The sequence below is a fragment of the Citrobacter sp. UYEF32 genome (genome assembly GCF_040546205.1).
Classification (GTDB): domain Bacteria; phylum Pseudomonadota; class Gammaproteobacteria; order Enterobacterales; family Enterobacteriaceae; genus Phytobacter; species Phytobacter diazotrophicus.
This window is the reverse complement of sequence record NZ_JBEPNI010000010.1, coordinates 70,393-88,541: the sequence shown is the minus strand read 5'-3', so window position 1 is coordinate 88,541 and position 18,149 is coordinate 70,393. Positions and strand designations below refer to the sequence as shown.

The window sequence follows — 18,149 nt, the reverse complement described above, 5'->3', positions numbered from 1 at the left end:
GTTCGTTTTTCAAGAAGAACGATTCGTTCATTTTATAGAACACTGGAGCCGTGTAATGACACAGCCTATTAGCGTGATCGCCAAAAGTCTGGTGCGAGAACGTCTGCGAACCGGGCTTTCACTGGCGGAAATTGCCCGCCGTGCCGGAATTGCCAAATCCACACTTTCCCAGCTTGAGGCCGGCAACGGCAACCCGAGTATTGAGACCCTGTGGTCTCTGTGCGTGGCGCTGGATATCCCCTTTGCCCGTCTTCTGGAGCCGCAGGCCGCCAAAACACAGGTCATTCGCCGTGGCGAGGGGACGAAAGTGGTCGCCGAACTGGCGCATTACCAGGCGACACTGCTTGCAACCTGCCCGCCGGGGGCGCGACGCGATATCTATTTTCTTGATACTCAACCCGGGGCTGACCGTATTTCGCAGCCGCATCCGCCCGGTTCAGTTGAGCACATTATCGTGACCCGTGGCCGGGCGATGGTGGGGCTGACGGAAGCGCCAGAAGAATTAAGTGAAGGCGACTACATCTGTTACCCGGCGGATCTGCCACATATTTTTAAGGCGCTGGAGCCGGATACCCAGGCTATTCTGGTGGCGGAACAGAATTAAGTTATCCCTGCGTGTTTTGCTGACACGCAGGTCATTTATCGCCTGCTTCTCTCTAATTCACCCTCATTAATAGTACGAATAACGCCTGCAAATACAGCTTTCCGCTTTTTATCCTGCCATTTTTGTTTGGTTCCGTTTTGCCTGGAAACATGAGATTGATGTCACTCTTCAAACGGTATGCGGTTCGTATACTTCTATTGTGATTTCGGGGTTTATTATGTTTCTTGAAGAACGAAGACATCGTATCTGGCAATATTTGAATGAAAATGAACGTGGGAATGTTAATTATTTTTCCACGCTTTATGGCGTGTCTAAAGAAACGATACGCAGTGATTTAAATATTTTAGCGGAAATGGGGCTGGTGAAACGGTGCCACGGCGGGGCAATTATTTTGCGGCGAAGTTTGCAGGCAGAATTGATCTCCGAGACAGGGCCGGGATTTGAAGTTTTACTCCAGCAAATAGACCACCGTAAACCGCAGAACGATCATCAACAAAAAGGAAAAACCATGCAGGGTAAGGTCTGTGTTTTCGGTTCATTTAATGTCGATATTGTTGCGCGAGTGGAGCGCTTCCCACGCGGTGGCGAGTCCTTGCTGGCCCTGGCCAGCAGCCTGGGGCCGGGCGGTAAAGGCGCCAATCAGGCCACGGCGGCAAGTAAGGCCGGGGCAAAAGTGCATTTTGCGGCGAAAGTGGGTAAAGACCAGTTTAGCCAACTTGCTGCCGACCATTTAAATGCGTCCGAAATTCACTCTTATACCTTGTATCAATCCGACAGTGAGCCTACCGGTAATGCAATTATTTATGTCTCGCAGGAAAATGGCGAGAATATGATTGCCATTTATTCGGGCGCCAATAAAACCATTACGCACAGTGAAGTTCAGGCTATTTCTTCTGAATTATCTTCATCGGATGTACTGTTGGTGCAACTGGAAAATAACCTTGATGCTACTGTGGCATTAATTCAAATTGCCCATGAGCTTGGTAAGACAGTCATTCTTAATCCGGCGCCGTGCTCTGATGAGATAATTTCATGCTTGCCGTTTGTTGATGTCATTACTCCTAATGAAACCGAGGCGTCTTTATTATCCGGCGTTGAGGTTCGCGATATCGATACCGCAAAAGAAGCGGCATTAATTATTGCCGGAATGGGGGTGAAAAAAGTCCTCATTACGATGGGATCACGCGGCGCATTGTTACTGGATAACAAACAATTTAGCCATATTCGCGCTTTCCCTGCCGTTACCGTCGATACCACCGGTGCCGGCGATGCGTTTAATGGCGCGCTGGCAGCGTCACTTGCCGCCGGAAACAGTCTGGTTCAGGCCGCGACCTGGGCCTCTGCATTTGCCTCTCTCGCCGTTGAGCTGGAGGGCGCATCCAATATGCCTGACTTCGAACAGGCAACAACACGACTCCGTACTCACAACTAATTCAGGACGAGAAAATGAAAACCATTAACGGTATTGTTCCGGTCATGTTGACCCCTTTCACGGCCGATGAGCAGATTGACTACCCGGCGCTGGCGAAACTGATCGACTGGTATCTGGAGAAAGGCGTCGACGCGCTGTTTGCCGTTTGCCAGTCCAGCGAAATGCAGTTCCTTTCCTTGCAAGAGCGTGTAGAGCTCGCCCGCTTTGTGGTGCAGCACGTTGATGGACGTATTCCGGTGATCGCCTCCGGCCATATCAGCGATGATATCGCCGCGCAAAAAGAAGAGTTGCTGGCGATGGCGCAGACCAACATTGATGCGCTGGTACTGGTCACTAACCATCTTGATCCGCGCAACGAGGGGAGCGAGACCTTTTTTGCCACCCTGAATACGCTGCTCGACGCCCTGCCAAAAGAACTGCCGCTGGGGCTTTATGAATGCCCGGCGCCGTATCGTCGTCTGCTGACGGATGATGAATTTAGCTGGTGCGCCAACAGTGGTCGTTTTGTGGTGCTGAAAGATGTGAGCTGCGATCTGCCGACTGTCGAACGCCGCGTCAAACTGGCGCAGGGCACCCCGCTGAATGTTATCAATGCCAATGCCGCCATCGCCTGGCCTGCCATTCTGGCGGGTTCGCAGGGGTTCAGCGGTGTGTTCACTAACTTCCATCCAGAGCTGTATAGCTGGCTGTGGCATAACGGCAAAACGCAGCGCGCACTTGCCGACGAACTGGCGATTTTCCTCTCGCTGGGCGCCGTAACCGAGACCCTTGGCTACCCCAAAAACGCCAAAATCTATCACCAGCGTCTGGGGACGTTTGACGATGTGACCTGCCGGGTAAACAAAGATGATGTGCTGGCGAAATTCTGGGGGCTGACGGTGATCCTCGATCAAATCCGTGCAGGCACTGAGCTTTGGCAGACGCGCCTTGCGCGCTAATGCGGAGAGACTGTCATGATTGTGACCAGCCTTCAGACCTGGCCTGCCCAGGCCAGTGCGTATCATCCGGTCTTTCGCCGGGCGCTGGAATTTATCGCGCAGCACGATTTTCGGCATGAGAAGCCGGGGAAAATCGACATTATTCCGGGAAAACTTTTCTGCCTGTTGCAGGAGATGGACAGCGTGCCATTCAGCGATGCACGTCCGGAATCACACCGCCAGTTTATCGATATTCAGTACCTCATTTCCGGCCATGAAGTGATGGGGGTCAGCTCGGTGAGTAGCGGTAAACATAGCGTCGTGGAAGACCGTACGCCTGAACAGGACATTCTTTTCTGGCAGGTTAATGAGGATGAAAACCCGGTGACGCTGACCCCGGGTATGTTTGCCATTTTTTTCCCTGATGACATCCACCGCCCGTGCGCCCACCAGCCAGGCGATGCGCCATGCCATCTGCGTAAAGCGGTTATCAAAATTCACCGTGAACTTCTGGAGGAAACGGTATGAGTACTGTGCAATCTCCCGCTGAATCCGTTGTTAAGGCACCTGAACTTTCGCGTCGCCGCTGGGGCATCATCTTTATTCTGTTGCTGGCGGCGGTGGTGAACTATCTGGATCGCGCCAACCTCAGTATCGCCAACACGACGATTTCACAAGAGTTTGGTTTTTCTGCGACCCAAATGGGGCTGCTGCTCTCTGCGTTTTTGTGGCCATACGCGCTGGCAAATCTGCCTGCCGGTTGGCTGGTTGACCGCTTTGGTCCGAAAAAGATGTTTACCGGCGCGCTGGGGATGTGGTCGGCAGTGACCTTCCTGATGGGGTTTGTTAATACTTACAGCTTCTTCTATGGCCTGCGTATGCTGCTGGGAATTGCGGAATCACCGTTCTTCACCTCCGGCATTAAAATTACCCAGAGCTGGTTCTCGGAAAAAGAGCGTGGGCTGCCTACCTCTATCATCAACACCGGTTCGCAAATTGCGAATGCGATTGCACCGCCACTGCTGACCATACTGCTGCTGTGGGTGGGCTGGCGAGGCATGTTTATTGCCGTAGGGCTGTTAGGTCTGCCGTTGATTCTGGCCTGGTTGAAATTTTATCGCGATCCTGATGCGCGTGAAGCGATGCAGATCCACACCGGCCAGGTGACTACCGCCGCATCGGACGAACCAAAAGGGAACTGGGGTACGTTATTTCGCAACAAGACGACCTGGTGCATGATTGCCGGTAACTTCTGCATTATGTTCACCATTTGGGTCTACCTGACCTGGTTGCCGGGATACCTGGAAAAATCCCTTGGCTTTAGCCTGAAACAAACTGGCCTGATCGCCTCGGTACCTTTCTTCGCCGGCATTCTCGGGGTGTTATGTGGCGGTACGCTGTCTGACCGTCTGGTGCGCAGAGGCGTTTCTGCGGTGACGGCGCGTAAGGTTCCGATCGTATTAGGGGCCGGGATGGCGGCCTGCTTCGTGATGCCGATTCCGTTCGTGAGCGATACCACAACCGCGATTACATTGCTGACGTTGGGCTATTTCTGTTCACAAATGCCTTCCGGTGTTATCTGGACGCTGGCGACGGATATGGCGCCGAAAGGGCAGGTGGCTTCGTTAGGGGCTATTCAGAACTTTGGTGGTTTCCTCGGAGCCGCGCTGGCACCGATCGTCACCGGTATCATTCTGGATGTGACCGGTCAGTTCACCAATGTCTTTATTCTTGGCGGTTGTCTGTTGTTTATGGGCGCCTGTTTCTACGGCTTCTTTGTGCGTAAACCGATTCGTTAATCACAGTTGATACCGTAAAAATAAGAAGCCCGACGGACAGCCGCCGGGCTTTTTTTATTCGCCTGACCCTTCCTGAACGCGTTTGCCGGATGGCGGCGCAAGCGCCTTATCCGACCTACAAAACGACGGTTTCGCATAATAGCTCCCCCTGCGGGGAGCTATCACGTTTTACGCCAGGTAAAACACCTCTTTCAGCTCTGCGCTTACCGGGCTGTTGTCCGGGTTGGAGGGCATCACATCGCGCATGTGCTTCCACCAGCGCTGGCACACCTCGGTGTTGGCCACCGCGTTCCAGCGCTCTTCGGACTCAATTTCTACCGTCGCGAATAATAAGTTACGTTCTTTATCGAGATAAATCGCGTAATGGTGCGCGCCATGCGCTTTCAGCACCGCCTCCAGCTCGGGCCAGATAGGGCTATGGCGACGTTCATACTCTTCGTGTGCATCGGGGTTAACCTGCATCACAAAGGCCTTGCGGATCATAATGCCTCCAGGTAGAGCTCGCGGACTTCGTCGCGGCTTGCGGTGCGTGGGTTGCACGGCGCGCAGGGGTCTGCCAGCGCTTTGTCCAGCCAGCCTTCGATATCCTCTTTGGTGACGCCCAGTTTACTGAAACCAGACGGAATACCCACGCGCGCGCTGAGATCGCGAATCGCCTGAATCGCCGCCATGCTCGCCGCTTCGTCGCTCATGCCACGGGTATCAACCCCCATTGCCTGCGCGACGCGCGCGAAACGTGCCACGGCATTCGGGCGGTTAAAGTTTTCGATGATCGGCAGCAGGATGGCGTTACAGACGCCGTGCGGCAGGTTGTGAGTTGCACCCGGCTGGTGGGCGAGGGCATGCACCAGGCCAAGACCGGCACTGTTAAATGCCATCCCCGCCAGGTACTGGCCTAAGGCCATTTGTTCGCGTGCTTCCAGGTTGTGGCCATCATCGACGGCTTTCGGTAGCCACAGGTTGATCAGGCGAATGGCTTCCAGCGCATTGGCGTCGGTCAGTGGATGGGCGCCAATGGAGACAAAGGCTTCAACCGCGTGGGTCAGGGCGTCCATACCGGTTGCGGCAGTGACAGAGGCCGGGATTTCCAGCATCACGCTGGCATCGTCCACGGCAATATCCGGGATGATATTCGGGTCGATGATGACCTCTTTCACCTGGCGGGCGGAGTCGATGATAACCGCGTTGCTGGTCATCTCAGCGGCGGTTCCGGCGGTGGTGTTGATAGCAACCAGGGGGACGCCCGCGTTTTTCACTTTGCCCACGCCGGAATAGGCGGTGGACGGGCCTGGGTTGGCGGTGAGGATTTTCACGGCTTTCGCGGTGTCGATCGGGCTACCGCCGCCGAAGGCGATAACGTAATCGCAGCCCGCGGCTTTGTACGCCGCATAGCCTTTTTGCACCAGCTCTTCGGTCGGGTTCGGGAAAACCTCATCGAACAGGTGATACGCCATCTGGTGCGCTTTCAGCGCCGCAAACAGGCTATCGAGCAGGCCGAGTTTGACCAGTTGACCGTCGGTGACAATCAGCGCTTTACCCCACTGTTTGCCTGCGACCAGGTTGACCATATCGCCGATTGCGCCCGCGCCATGCAGGCTGATTTTGGGAAGGGCTAACATAAAGCTCATCATATTCTCCTTAACATTGATTTTGGTAAATCCTGTTCCCCTCACCCTAACCCTCTCCCCAAAGGGGCGAGGGGACTGTCCGGTGCGGCCCCGTGCACGGGAGCCAAACAACGGCTCAGCGCGGTTTTCACCCTCTCCCCTTTGGGGAGAGGGCAGGGGTGAGGGGCAAATTAAATGCGCCTGCGCTGCATAATCCGGCGGTAAATAATCGGCAGTGAAATCACCACGATCAGCATCGCGCCGACGATAATCGACATCACAATCCCCGGTACATTGAGCAGGCTCAGACCAAAGGTCACCAGCCCCATCAGGAAGGCGGCAATCACTACGCCCACCATGCTGCCGGAACCACCAAGAATATTGACGCCGCCCAGCACCGCCATCGTTACTACCGCCAGTTCCCAGCCCATGGCAATCGTCGGGCGGGTACTGCCCAAACGCGAAGTGAGCAGCACAGACGCCAGACCTGCCATCAGGCCCACCAGCGCGAACAGAATCAGGTTGTGGCGTTTCACATTGATACCGGAATACCACGCGCCGGTTGGGTTATTGCCGATGGCGTAAGTGCGGCGACCAAAGTTGGTACGGTGCAAGACAAAGGCGAAGACTGCGGCAAGCACAATAAACAGCGCAAACTCGAAGGACAGCGCGCCGAAGACATAGCCCTGGCCGAACCAGGCGAAGCTCTCCGGATACGCATTGAGCGCCTGATCGCCGAGCAGGATGTAAGTGATGCCGCGGTACAGACTCATGGTGCCGATGGTGATAACGATGGAGGAGAGGTTAAAACGCGTCACCAGGAAGCCATTGAACAAGCCGCACAGCAACCCCACGCCCAGCCCCACGCAGACCAGCAGTGCGGTATCCATACCTGCGGCGGCGCAAAAGCCCATTACCGTTGAGCTGAGCGCCATGGTGGAGGCCACCGACAGGTCAATCTCACGGGCGATAATCAGCATCGCCATTGGCAACACGATGATCGCTTTTTCCGTGAAGTTGAAGGTCGCGTCGGACAAGTTCCAGATATTAAGGAAATAGGGTGACGCCAGGGCGTTAGCGATAAACACCGCGAGGGTCACCGCCAGCAAAAAGCCTTCCCAGCACATCAGACGCTGCCAGAACGGGGTGGCGGCGGGAACGCTTTTCATGGCGTCGGAAGTCAGCATTTTTGTCATGATTTCACCGCCAGTTTTTGTCGGGCCAGGGCCGCATCGCGCAGGATTAAACGCCCTTTACGCTTGTTGCCACGTTCATTGAGCAGAACCGCAATGACAATCACCGAACCGGAAATCGCCATCTGCCAGAAGGGGGAAATACCGATGACCGGTAGCGCATTGTTGATAACGCCAAGGAACAGCGCGCCCAACAAACATCCCAGCACGCGGCCTGTGCCACCCATGGTGCTGATGCCGCCAATCACACAGGCTGCCACGACCTGCAGTTCAAAACCGTTAGCCACATCGACATACGCCACGGCGAAGCGGGAAATCCACAAATAACCACAGAACCCCGCCAGCGCGCCGGACAGACAGAAACTGACGAACTGCATTTTCCCGGCGTTGATCCCGGTGTAATACGCCGCCGTGGCGTTGCCGCCTGCGGTGTAGAGTGCGCGCCCTGTTCGGCTGTAGCGCAGGAAGTAACCCACCACAAACAGCGCGGCGATGGCGCACCAGCTCAATAACGGCAACCCGAGCAGCGACGAGCGTGGCAGACCGAGGAAATCGGCGCTCATCTGGTGGGAGTTAATCCAGCCGCCGTCAGAGAGCAAAAAGATGATGCCGCGATAGATGCTCATCGTGCCGAGCGTCACCACAATCGCCGGAATCCCCATCTTCCAGACCAGCAGGCCGTTGATGATGCCCATCACCAGACCGAGCGCGGTGGCCAGAATTAGCAGCGCCCAGACCGGAATATCCGGATGGTGGAAGTTGAGCAGCGCGACGATCATCCCGGTCAGCGCGAGGTTGGCTGCCATCGACAAATCAATGCCTTTGGTCAGCAGAACCATCATCTGGCCAAGCGCAAGGATGATAAGAATAGAGGTGTCGTTAAACATCTCCACCAGGTTGCCGGGGCCGATAAATGACGGCACGCGGCTGCCGATGGCGAGCACCATCAGTACGATAACCCCGCCCAGCAGGCCCTCGCGGTGTTTCAGGAGTTGTTGCCACATTATGCTGCCTCCTTACCGGCGCCGCTGGCAGCGCTGACGATGGTTTCCGCCGTGGCTTCGCCGGCCTGATATTCAGCGACCATGAGCCCTTCGTGCATCACGATGATCCGGTCGGCCATGCCCATCACTTCCGGCAGTTCCGAGGAGACCATAATCACCGCCAGCCCATGGGAGACCAGTTCGGACATAAACTGATGCACCGCCGCTTTCGAGCCGATATCGATGCCTTTGGTCGGTTCGTCGAGGATAATCACGTCCGGGTGGGTGGCGAGCCATTTGCCGATCACCACCTTCTGTTGGTTACCGCCAGAGAGGGTTTCGACCGCCTGTTTCCAGCTAAAGGCTTTCACCTGCAGTCGTTTGGCGTATTCGTCCGCCAGCGCCCACTCTTTGGCGTCGTTGAGCACGCCATTGGGGTTGAGTTTGCTAAGCTGCGGCAGGCTGATGTTCTGGGCGATAGGCAATTCAATAATCGCCCCCTGCTTTTGCCGCTCTTCCGGCACACAGACAATCCCGGCCTGAATGGCATCGGCGGGCTGCTTGAAATGGACCGCTTTGCCGTTAAGGACTATCTCGCCCGAAGACGGGCGCGAGACGCCGGAAAGCGCCTGCATCAGTTCGGTACGACCGGCGCCCACCAGACCGTAGAAGCCGAGGATCTCCCCTTTACGCAAAGAGAAATCAATATGGGCAAATTCGGTCGGGTGGCATAGGTCTTTGACTTCCAGCACCGTTTCGCCCATCTCGCAGGCCACTTTCGGGTAGGTCTGGGTAATGGAACGCCCTACCATCATCGCCACCATCCGTTCTTCGGTGATCTCCTGCATGGCGCCGGAGCCGATCCATACGCCGTCGCGCAGAATGGTGTAGTGATCCGCCAGTTCGAAGATTTCATCAAACTTGTGCGAGATAAACAGAATGGCTTTGCCCTCTTGTTTTAAGCGCTCAACGATTTGATAAAACTCCAGAATCTCGTGCTGTGAGAGGGCGGCGGTCGGTTCGTCGAGGATGACCACCTGCGCTTCAAACGACAGCGCACGGGCAATCGCCACCATATGGCGCTGGGCGATACTCAGCGTCTTGAGCGTGGCGCGCGGATCAATCTGCACTTCCAGGCGGGTCAGAATATCCCGCGCTTTCTGGTGCATGGCAGGCCAGTCGAGCTTTTTCAGCAGGCCTTTATAGATGTACTGACCAACGAAAATATTCTCCGTGACGGACAGTTCGTCGAACAGCACGGTTTCCTGGTGTATGGCGGTAATCCCCACCTTATGCGCTGATTCCGGGGTCGGAAGCTGGATGGGAATAGCTTTGTAGAGAATTTCGCCCTCTTCAGGCTGGTAAATACCGGTCATGACTTTGACCAGCGTGGACTTGCCCGCGCCATTTTCACCGATAAGCGCGGTGACTTTGCCGGGCCAGAGGTCGAGCTGTACGTTCTCAAGGGCACGGACACCAGGGAAAACCTTGGTGATGCCTTTGAGCGACAGCAGGGGTGTGGATGCCGTCATGATGTTCTCCATAAAATTCCCCCTCACCCTAACCCTCTCCCCAAAGGGGCGAGGGGACAAACACCCCCTCTCCCTTTCAGGGAGAGGGCCGGGGTGAGGGTATTGGGATTAGAAAATTTTCGAGAACTTATCAATGTTGCTGGCGTCGTAGACGAACGGCTCTGCCATTGCGCCGTTGCCGTCAGCATCCAGCTTCACTTTGCCGAGCTTGCCCATATTGGCCTCGGTTTTCGTCGCTGTCCCTTTCACCAGATCGTCTGCCAGATAAGTAGCGGCATAGCCCAGATCGATCGGGTTCCAGATAGCGAAGCTTTTCGTTGCCCCGGATTTGACTGCACCCGCCATTTCAGACGGCAGGCCCAGACCCGTTACGTACACTTTGCCGATTTTGCCCTGGTCTTTCACCGCCTGCGCGGCGGCCACGATGCCCACAGATGACGGGGAGACAATCACTTTCAGATCCGGGTACGATTTCAGCAGACCCACCGCTTCGCGGTAGCTCTTATCAGACAGATCGTCGCCATAGGCAACGGTCACCAGATTGACGGACGGGTACTTCGGCAGCACCTTTTTCATCTCTTCAATCCAGATATTCTGGTTGGTAGAGGTCGGGGTGGCGCTCAGAATAGCCACATCCCCTTTCTCCACATTCAGCGCTTTTAACGCATCAACGGCCAGCTTGACGTTGGTTTCACCAATCAGGGCGTTATTGGACGGGTTCAGGTGGATCTGACGACCCGCTTTCGCCACGCCGGAATCCCAGGAAACCACTTTGATGCCACGCTGCATGGCTTTTTTCAGTACCGGCACCACGGCATCGGGATCGTTGGCGGAAATCGCGATCGCGTCCACGCCCTGAGCGATCAGGCCGTTAAGCACTTCGATCTGTGCTTCTGCGGTGGTGGTGGTTGGGCCGGTATAGATGACTTTTACATCGCCTAACTCTTTGGCGGCTTCCTGCGCGCCTGTGTTTGCTGCTTCAAAAAAACCATTTCCCAATGATTTCGCCACGAGAGCGATTTTGACTTCTGCTAATGCGGAACCGGACAACGCCAGGGCGGCAACGGTGAGGATCAAGCTTGCTTTAATTTTCATTGCTTTTACTCCACTGAGTTAGATTCCCGTCGTCTTTCACATTGCAGGTGCGTTGGCGTTCTCACGAACCCCAGTCACTTACTCTTGTAAGCTCCTGGGGATTCGCTGCGACGCCGCCTTCCTGCACTGCGAAATCCATAGGGAATAGATTGTTTGCAGGTAACAGAGTTTCCCCTTCGGATCGTTGCCCGAAGGGGTTATTAGACGTTCTTATTGGTACAGCTCTAATGCACTTGCCAGCGGAGTGACGCCAAAGCGTTTACCCAGGGCAATCAGTTCTTCACGGGTGATGGTCTGCTTCATACCGCCCATCGAATAGACTTTCACCAGTACTTCTGCCGACTTCTCGGCGGTGTCGATCAGACCAAACGCTTCGTCCAGTGTCGGGCCACTGCCAAAGACGCCGTGGAATGGCCACAGCACCAGCGAATGCTTGCTCATCTCTTTTGCGGTGGCCTGGCCGATTTCATCGGTACCCGGCACCATCCATGGCAGAATGCCGACGCCATCCGGGAAGACCACCAGACACTCGGTACTGCCTTCCCAAAGCTTGCGGGTAATAAGATCGGTTGTGTTTTCCAGTACATAGGTCAGCGCGATCAGGTTCGTGGCATGGCAATGCATGATGACACGATCTTTGCCGTTGGTAGCTTTGATGCGTTCACAGTGTGACAGGAAGTGCGCCGGCAGCTCAGAGGTTGGCACCGCGTCGTTCGTCAGCCCCCACAGGATGTGGTAGCCCGCGCCGTCGCTGTCCACTTTGACCACGCCGAGGTTAGCGGCCGGGTCGAGCTGGACGTTACGGAAGAATTTACCGGAACCGGTGACGATAAACGCGGTGTTCGCCAGTAACGGCATTGGCTGACTGAGCGCGATATAGCGCGGTTCGGCGTGGAAATCGGCTTCGTACGGGGCAATATCAGCCGCGTCCAGACGCAGCGTCAGGTTGCCGCCGTTGCGTTCGTCCCAGCCTTTCAGCCAGGCATCGCTGGTGGCTTTGATCATGCCCTGAGTGAACCAGGCGTTAATAATGTTCTGCATAGTGTTTTGGTTCCTGTTATCGCGGTGAGGGCGGTCTTACCCGCGTAGACTCAATACATCTTTCTCATACGCCCGCACGCTCTCCAGCCACTGGCTACCGGCCGGGGTGTCGTGACGCTGACAATACATTTCCCACACGGCCTGCCACGGTAAGCATTTCTGCTCTTCCAGCAGCGCCAGACGGGCGGTGTAATCGCCATCGGCTTCCAGTTGACGCAACTGTTCGGTCGGCTCCAGCAGGGCGCGCAGCAGGGCTTTTTTCATGTTGCGGGTGCCGATAACCCATGCGGCGATACGGTTGATAGAGGCGTCGAAGAAATCCAGGCCGATGTGCACGCGGTCAAACAGGTTGTGGCGAATAATCTCGCTGGCGATGGCCTGCGTTTCATCATCCAGCAGCACCACATGGTCGCTGTCCCAGCGCACCGGGCGGCTGACGTGCAGCAGCAGGCGCGGCACATACAGCATGGCGGCGGAAATCTTGTCGGAAATGACTTCGGTCGGGTGGAAGTGCCCCGCATCCAGACACAGAGCCGTCTGGCGGCTGGTGGCGTAACCCATATAGAACTCGTTTGAACCCACGGTGTAGCTTTCAGCGCCGATGCCGAACAGTTTGCTTTCAACGGCGTCGATGTGATGCGCCAGATCGAACTTCTCGCTCAGCGCTTCATCCAGCGCATCCATCAGACGTTCGCGCGGCGCCAGGCGATCAACGGTGACATCTTTCATGCCGTCCGGTACCCAGATATTCATTACCGATGGCGTACCCAGTTGCTCGCCAAAGTACGCCGAGATGCGGCGGCTGGCTTTCACGTGGTCAATCCAGAACTGGCGAATGTCATCGTTCGCGTGAGAGAGGGTGAAACCGTCTGCGCTCATCGGGTGTGAAAAACAGGACGGATTGAAATCCAGCCCCAGTTTGTTGGCTTTTGCCCACTCAACCCAGTTTTTGAAGTGCTCAGGCTTGATCGCGTCACGACTGACCGATGGACCCGCTTCGTGGTACATCGCGTGCAAGTTAAGGCGCTTCGGACCGGGGATGAGGCTCAGGGCCTGCTCCAGATCGGCGCGCAACTCCTGAGGGTTACGTGCCTTGCCCGGATAGTTGCCGGTCGCCTGGATACCGCCGGTGAGGGCGCCTTCCGGGTTTTCAAAACCGGCGACATCATCGCCCTGCCAGCAGTGCATGGAAACCGGCAGCCTGTCGAGCTGGCGCAGGGCCTCTTCGACATCAATGCCTACAGCGGCAAAGCGCTGTTTAGCGAGTTCCCAGGCGTGTTCAAGTTGAGTGGTCATGCGCAAAGCTCCTTTGTCTGTCGTTTCTGCTGAAACCGCACGACGTTGCGGGCAATTTCATTGTCAGGATTGGGTGTAAAGGTGGTCAGCGCGTAACTCGCGGCAACCACGTCACGGAAAGTGTCGACACTGCTCAGTTCGTTCAGCGTCATGAGTTGTACGCCGATATTGCCCAGCGTGGAGGCTTCAATCGGGCCCGCGATGACGGGCAGGCCGCAGGCATCGGCACAGAGCTGGTTTAAGAGCTGGTTCTGGCAGCCGCCGCCAACGATATGCAACTGGGTAAAGGGTTGACCACGCAGGTCCGCCAGTTCACCGAGAATGTCTGCATACAGCAGCGCCAGGCTGTCGAAAATGCAGCGGGCCAGTTCGGCGTCGCTCTGCGGTACCGGCTGGTTGCTTTCCCGGCAGGCGGTCTGGATCTCTTCGCACATGTTCTGCGGATTGATAAAACGCTCGTCGTTTGGGTTAATCACGAAACGACAGGAGGGCAGCGCGCGAGCCCCGGCGATCAGAGCGGGCAAATCGGTGATGTCGCGCTCTTTCAGAACGCGTTGCAGCAGCCACAGCCCCATGATGTTTTTCAACACGCGATAGCGCCCTTCCGCACCGCCCTCGTTGGTGATATTGGCGGCCAGCGCCTCGTCGCTGGTGTAGGGCGTGGTACTTTCAAAGCCCATCAGCGACCAGGTGCCGGAAGAGAGATAGGCGGCACTGGCATTTTTCAGCGGTGAAGCGATGACCGCGCTGGCGGTATCGTGGCTGGCGACAGCAACCACCGGAATATCGGTGCCCTGCGGGCTTTGCCAGTGGCCAATCACATTGCCCGGATGGGTCGGTGTACCGAACCAGGAGGCGGGCACGCCCGCCCAGTTGAGCAGCGTGGTATCCCAGTTATCGCTGTCGATGTTCACCAGTTGCGTGGTGGTGGCGTTGGTGTATTCCCAGTTCAGATTGCCGGTCAGACGAAAACTGAAATAGTCGGGTATCAGCAGCGCATGGTCGGCAGCGGCCACGATTTCCGGCTGTTGCTGGGCCAGCGCGCGCAACTGATAGAGCGTGTTAAAGGGTAAAAACTGAATGCCGCTGCGACGGTAAATATCGGCTTTGCCTGGCTGCTCAAAGGCAGTGGCCATGATGCCATCCGTGCGATGGTCGCGGTAAGAGACCGGTAAGCCAACACGCTTACCCTGTTTGTCGATCAAAACATAATCCACACCCCAGGTGTCGATACCGATACTGTCGATGGTGACACCCTGCGCACAGGCTTTTTCCAGACCCAGGCGAATTTCATCTTCCAGGGTATCGATATCCCAGCAGTCGAAACCGTTGTTTTTTTCCAGGTAGTTGGCGAAGCGATGAACTTCACGCAGCGTGAGCGTTCGCTGTTCTGTCGCGTAGCAGGCCAGCATTACACGCCCGCTGGAGGCGCCTAAATCAACGGCGACACAATGGCGAAATGTCATGATGGGGTCCTTGTGAGAGTTATTGCCCCCAGTCTAAAAAAAGGACCTCGCGGTAACCTTCTTGTTAATGACATCCCCTGGAAGTGGCTGGCAAGAAAGCAAAGATGAAAGTGAGGAAGTTCACAGTTTCTGATAAACCCGTGTGGTTTGCGGGGTGTGACCAGGGCGACAATTCCTGAACTTTCCGACCCTTTCTTGAAAATCTGACAGGCTTTACCCGTTTTGCGGTCAAAAATTCAAGGTGCGAATTGCCGTGCTTAATTACTATTTTGAGAACACTTCTCATTGGTATGTGAGGCAATCATGACCGTATTACACAGCGTGGATTTCTTTCCTTCTGGCACAACGCCTGTCGCTATTGAGCCGCGTCTGCCACAGGCTGCGTTTCCGGAACATCATCATGATTTTCACGAAATTGTGATTGTTGAACACGGGACCGGCATCCATGTTTTTAATGGGCAGTCCTATACCATCAGTGGGGGAACTGTCTGCTTTGTCCGCGACCACGACAGACACCTATATGAACATACTGACAATCTGTGCCTGACCAATGTGCTCTATCGTTCGCCAGATGCGTTTACGTTTCTGGCGGGGTTGAACGCGCTGCTGCCGCAGGAGCAAGACGGGCACTATCCGTCGCACTGGCGCGTCAACCAGTGCGTACTGCAACAGGTACGTGAGATCATCGGCCAGATGGAAGCAGTGGGTGAGGAGATGGACATGGCGACCGCAGCCAACCGTGAAATCCTGTTTATGCAGTTGCTGGTTCTGCTGCGTAAAAGCAGCCTGGCGGAAGGAGCGATGAGTAATGATGCACGCCTCAATCAGCTGATCTCCTGGCTTGAAGATCACTTTGCCGAAGAGGTCTGCTGGGAGTCGCTGGCGGATCAGTTCACCCTGTCGCTGCGCACATTGCACCGTCAACTAAAGCAATATACCGGCCTGACGCCGCAGCGTTATCTCAACCGGCTGCGTCTGATTAAGGCGCGCCATATGCTGCGCCACAGCGATGATAGCGTTACAGATATCGCTTTTCGCTGCGGTTTCGGCGACAGTAACCACTTTTCTACCCTGTTTCGCCGGGAATTCGACTGGTCCCCGCGCGATATTCGCCAGGGGCGCGATGTGCAACTGCAATAGCGGTAACGAGAAGGCTATCACCGATTTTTCGCCGAAAATCAGCTAATAGTTATCGGTTGTCTTCGGCCGAGGTGATGTTGTGGGAAGCCAGTTAATTCTTCGTAAAGCGGATTTTTTCCCCCGGACGGGGCAGGCGGTGGCGGTGGCGGACCGCTATCCGCAAAATGTATTTGCCGAACATACTCACGAGTTTTGCGAACTGGTGCTGGTCTGGCGCGGCAACGGTTTGCATATCCTCAATGACCGTCCCTACCGCATTACCCGTGGCGATCTGTTTTATATCCGCGCGGAAGACAAACACTCCTACGCCTCCGTCAACGATTTGGTGCTGCAAAATATCATCTACTGTCCGGACCGTCTGACCCTTAATCTCGATTGGGCGGGGCATATTCCAGGGCTGAGCGGCGAAGAGTGGACGCCGCACTGGCGTCTGGGGAGCACCGGCATGGCCCAGGCAAGACAGGTCATCACCCAACTGGAGCAAGAGAGCACCAAAGCCGATGCGCTGGCAAACAATATGGCCGAGGTGCTCTTCGCCCAACTGGTGATGACGCTCACACGCCATCGTTTTGCGGTCGACAACCTGGCCGCCACCCATAGCGAAGCCCTGCTCGATAAGTTGATTACCGCGCTTACGGGAAGTCTTAATCGCACTTTTATGCTGGAGCGCTTCTGCGATCAGGAGCAGTGCAGTGAGCGTGCGCTGCGCCAACAATTTCGCGCGCAAACCGGAATGACCATCAATAATTACCTGCGTCAGTTGCGTATTTGCCATGCACAGTATCTGTTGCAGCACACGGAATTGCTGATTGGTGAAGTGTCTACGCGCTGCGGCTTTGAAGACAGTAACTATTTCTCGGTCGTTTTTACCCGCGAAACCGGCATGACGCCCAGCCAGTGGCGACAGCGTCGTAACGAAGCGGCTTAGGAAGGGCCTGTTCTGCGATAACACAGGACACGTACACCGGCCTATTGCCAGCCACTGATCCCCCGCTTTGATGCTCCACCGTTTTTATGATGGCCAGTTAACCAGTCACTTCATTTGTGTGTAGCGTTGGGCGATCTTTTTTCGTCAGTCGCTGCGCTATGCCTCTCGTCGGCACGGGTTCATAACAGAATGTTATAACCATATTAAAACTACGGCATTGATAAACATTTTCAATATCATTTAACTAACTATAATGAACCAACTGATTACGCGGCGTTAACATACCTGCCGCCCGACAATAATGGAGATTAGTATGAGCTATACACTGCCATCCCTGCCTTACGCGTACGATGCACTTGAACCTCATTTCGACAAGCAGACGATGGAAATCCATCACACTAAACACCACCAGACTTATGTAAACAATGCGAACGCAGCGCTGGAAAGCCTGCCAGAATTCGCCAGTCTGTCTGCTGAAGAGCTGATCACCAAACTGGACCAACTGCCGGCTGACAAAAAAACCGTACTGCGTAACAACGCGGGCGGCCATGCTAACCACAGCTTCTTCTGGAAAGGCCTGAAAAAAGGCACCACCCTGCAGGGCGACCTGAAAGCGGCTATCGAACGTGACTTCGGTTTCGTTGACAACTTCAAAGCTGAATTCGAAAAAGCAGCGGCTACCCGCTTTGGTTCTGGCTGGGCGTGGCTGGTGCTGAAAGGCGACAAACTGGCTGTGGTGTCTACTGCTAACCAGGACTCCCCGCTGATGGGTGAAGCGATTTCCGGCGCATCCGGCTTCCCGATCGTGGGCCTGGACGTGTGGGAACACGCTTACTACCTGAAATTCCAGAACCGCCGCCCGGACTACATCAAAGAGTTCTGGAACGTGGTGAACTGGGATGAAGCGGCGGCACGTTTTGCTGCGAAGAAATAATTTCATTTAGCCCGTTCTTACGGGCAAACCAGGCCCCTGCTGGCATCGTCAGCGGGGGCTTTTTTATGTCTGTTGGTCAGTCCCTGAAATCAAAAGAAACATATATCCAATAAAAATGAAATATTGTTTTGATTTTGTATGGGGGATCACTTTTCTGAGTGTGACGACGCTCTAACATTTTG

General features: G+C 55.4%; 17 protein-coding genes. 8 read left to right on the top strand and 9 right to left on the bottom strand.

Annotated elements, in window-relative coordinates; genetic code table 11:
- Positions 1 to 55 precede the first annotated feature (55 nt).
- From ABIB59_RS23800 to ABIB59_RS23780, 5 genes are all read left to right on the top strand, one after another.
- Complete coding sequence (locus ABIB59_RS23800; RefSeq protein WP_039077336.1) at positions 56 to 604, top strand: helix-turn-helix domain-containing protein; 549 nt, start codon at positions 56 to 58, stop codon at positions 602 to 604.
- A gap of 217 nt (positions 605 to 821) precedes the next feature.
- Positions 822 to 2,036: a PfkB family carbohydrate kinase gene (locus ABIB59_RS23795; RefSeq protein ID WP_107223610.1), complete on the top strand. Its 1,215-nt coding sequence runs from the start codon at positions 822 to 824 to the stop codon at positions 2,034 to 2,036.
- 14 nt (positions 2,037 to 2,050) lie between these two features.
- Positions 2,051 to 2,974 carry a dihydrodipicolinate synthase family protein gene (locus ABIB59_RS23790; protein ID WP_039077334.1) on the top strand — a complete coding sequence of 308 codons (924 nt, stop codon included), beginning with the start codon at positions 2,051 to 2,053 and terminating at the stop codon, positions 2,972 to 2,974.
- A gap of 15 nt (positions 2,975 to 2,989) precedes the next feature.
- Positions 2,990 to 3,481, top strand: a complete 492-nt coding sequence (locus ABIB59_RS23785) for a NanQ anomerase/TabA/YiaL family protein (protein ID WP_125125592.1) — start codon at positions 2,990 to 2,992, stop codon at positions 3,479 to 3,481.
- Positions 3,478 to 4,752, top strand: a complete 1,275-nt coding sequence (locus ABIB59_RS23780) for an MFS transporter (protein WP_039077332.1) — start codon at positions 3,478 to 3,480, stop codon at positions 4,750 to 4,752. The genes ABIB59_RS23785 and ABIB59_RS23780 overlap by 4 nt, the downstream gene beginning before the upstream one ends.
- Positions 4,753 to 4,920: 168 nt before the next feature.
- On the opposite strand, the gene rhaM is transcribed toward ABIB59_RS23780, so the two are convergent.
- From rhaM to rhaB, 9 genes are all read right to left on the bottom strand, one after another.
- Positions 4,921 to 5,235 (bottom strand): L-rhamnose mutarotase, encoded by a 315-nt coding sequence (gene rhaM, locus ABIB59_RS23775; protein WP_039077331.1) that lies wholly within the window; start codon positions 5,233 to 5,235, stop codon positions 4,921 to 4,923.
- Positions 5,232 to 6,380 (bottom strand): lactaldehyde reductase, encoded by a 1,149-nt coding sequence (fucO, locus tag ABIB59_RS23770; RefSeq protein ID WP_354037297.1) that lies wholly within the window; start codon positions 6,378 to 6,380, stop codon positions 5,232 to 5,234. The genes rhaM and fucO overlap by 4 nt, the downstream gene beginning before the upstream one ends.
- A gap of 170 nt (positions 6,381 to 6,550) precedes the next feature.
- The gene (locus tag ABIB59_RS23765) at positions 6,551 to 7,555 is read right to left on the bottom strand and encodes an ABC transporter permease (protein WP_107223608.1); all 1,005 of its coding nucleotides are present in this window, start codon (positions 7,553 to 7,555) and stop codon (positions 6,551 to 6,553) included.
- Positions 7,552 to 8,556, bottom strand: a complete 1,005-nt coding sequence (locus ABIB59_RS23760) for an ABC transporter permease (protein WP_354037269.1) — start codon at positions 8,554 to 8,556, stop codon at positions 7,552 to 7,554. Before ABIB59_RS23760 ends, ABIB59_RS23765 begins: the two co-directional genes overlap by 4 nt.
- Complete coding sequence (locus ABIB59_RS23755) at positions 8,556 to 10,067, bottom strand: sugar ABC transporter ATP-binding protein (RefSeq protein WP_039077385.1); 1,512 nt, start codon at positions 10,065 to 10,067, stop codon at positions 8,556 to 8,558. Before ABIB59_RS23755 ends, ABIB59_RS23760 begins: the two co-directional genes overlap by 1 nt.
- 108 nt (positions 10,068 to 10,175) lie before the next feature.
- A complete protein-coding gene (rhaS, locus tag ABIB59_RS23750; protein ID WP_071194790.1) occupies positions 10,176 to 11,162 on the bottom strand; it encodes a rhamnose ABC transporter substrate-binding protein in 987 nt (328 codons plus the stop codon).
- A 210-nt stretch (positions 11,163 to 11,372) separates the two neighbouring features.
- Positions 11,373 to 12,203 carry a rhamnulose-1-phosphate aldolase gene (gene rhaD / locus ABIB59_RS23745; protein WP_039077326.1) on the bottom strand — a complete coding sequence of 277 codons (831 nt, stop codon included), beginning with the start codon at positions 12,201 to 12,203 and terminating at the stop codon, positions 11,373 to 11,375.
- Between the two features lie 36 nt (positions 12,204 to 12,239).
- Entirely contained in the window at positions 12,240 to 13,499 is a 1,260-nt protein-coding gene (locus ABIB59_RS23740) for an L-rhamnose isomerase (RefSeq protein WP_354037266.1), read from the bottom strand.
- Entirely contained in the window at positions 13,496 to 14,965 is a 1,470-nt protein-coding gene (rhaB, locus tag ABIB59_RS23735) for a rhamnulokinase (protein ID WP_071194791.1), read from the bottom strand. The genes ABIB59_RS23740 and rhaB overlap by 4 nt, the downstream gene beginning before the upstream one ends.
- Before the next feature lie 303 nt (positions 14,966 to 15,268).
- On the opposite strand from rhaB, the gene rhaS (ABIB59_RS23730) reads away from it, so the two are divergent.
- The 3 genes from rhaS (ABIB59_RS23730) (at position 15,269) to sodA (ending at position 17,967) form a co-directional block, all read left to right on the top strand.
- Complete coding sequence (gene rhaS, locus ABIB59_RS23730; RefSeq protein WP_039077323.1) at positions 15,269 to 16,105, top strand: HTH-type transcriptional activator RhaS; 837 nt, start codon at positions 15,269 to 15,271, stop codon at positions 16,103 to 16,105.
- A 79-nt stretch (positions 16,106 to 16,184) separates the two neighbouring features.
- Positions 16,185 to 17,033 (top strand): HTH-type transcriptional activator RhaR, encoded by an 849-nt coding sequence (rhaR, locus tag ABIB59_RS23725; RefSeq protein WP_354037264.1) that lies wholly within the window; start codon positions 16,185 to 16,187, stop codon positions 17,031 to 17,033.
- Positions 17,034 to 17,346: 313 nt separating this feature from the next.
- Complete coding sequence (gene sodA, locus ABIB59_RS23720; RefSeq protein ID WP_354037262.1) at positions 17,347 to 17,967, top strand: superoxide dismutase [Mn]; 621 nt, start codon at positions 17,347 to 17,349, stop codon at positions 17,965 to 17,967.
- The last annotated feature ends 182 nt before the right edge of the window (positions 17,968 to 18,149 follow it).

Bases quoted from the DNA above. Each gene is read 5' to 3' on its own strand.
- rhaB (WP_071194791.1), bottom strand. From the start codon at position 14,965: ATGACATTTCGCCATTGTGTCGCCGTTGATTTAGGCGCCTCCAGCGGG.
- rhaD (WP_039077326.1), bottom strand. From the start codon at position 12,203: ATGCAGAACATTATTAACGCCTGGTTCACTCAGGGCATGATCAAAGCC.
- ABIB59_RS23790 (WP_039077334.1), top strand. From the start codon at position 2,051: ATGAAAACCATTAACGGTATTGTTCCGGTCATGTTGACCCCTTTCACG.
- ABIB59_RS23765 (WP_107223608.1), bottom strand. From the start codon at position 7,555: ATGACAAAAATGCTGACTTCCGACGCCATGAAAAGCGTTCCCGCCGCC.
- rhaS (WP_039077323.1), top strand. From the start codon at position 15,269: ATGACCGTATTACACAGCGTGGATTTCTTTCCTTCTGGCACAACGCCT.
- fucO (WP_354037297.1), bottom strand. From the start codon at position 6,380: ATGAGCTTTATGTTAGCCCTTCCCAAAATCAGCCTGCATGGCGCGGGC.
- ABIB59_RS23780 (WP_039077332.1), top strand. From the start codon at position 3,478: ATGAGTACTGTGCAATCTCCCGCTGAATCCGTTGTTAAGGCACCTGAA.
- ABIB59_RS23795 (WP_107223610.1), top strand. From the start codon at position 822: ATGTTTCTTGAAGAACGAAGACATCGTATCTGGCAATATTTGAATGAA.
- sodA (WP_354037262.1), top strand. From the start codon at position 17,347: ATGAGCTATACACTGCCATCCCTGCCTTACGCGTACGATGCACTTGAA.
- ABIB59_RS23740 (WP_354037266.1), bottom strand. From the start codon at position 13,499: ATGACCACTCAACTTGAACACGCCTGGGAACTCGCTAAACAGCGCTTT.
- rhaS (WP_071194790.1), bottom strand. From the start codon at position 11,162: ATGAAAATTAAAGCAAGCTTGATCCTCACCGTTGCCGCCCTGGCGTTG.
- ABIB59_RS23800 (WP_039077336.1), top strand. From the start codon at position 56: ATGACACAGCCTATTAGCGTGATCGCCAAAAGTCTGGTGCGAGAACGT.
- ABIB59_RS23760 (WP_354037269.1), bottom strand. From the start codon at position 8,556: ATGTGGCAACAACTCCTGAAACACCGCGAGGGCCTGCTGGGCGGGGTT.
- ABIB59_RS23755 (WP_039077385.1), bottom strand. From the start codon at position 10,067: ATGACGGCATCCACACCCCTGCTGTCGCTCAAAGGCATCACCAAGGTT.
- ABIB59_RS23785 (WP_125125592.1), top strand. From the start codon at position 2,990: ATGATTGTGACCAGCCTTCAGACCTGGCCTGCCCAGGCCAGTGCGTAT.
- rhaM (WP_039077331.1), bottom strand. From the start codon at position 5,235: ATGATCCGCAAGGCCTTTGTGATGCAGGTTAACCCCGATGCACACGAA.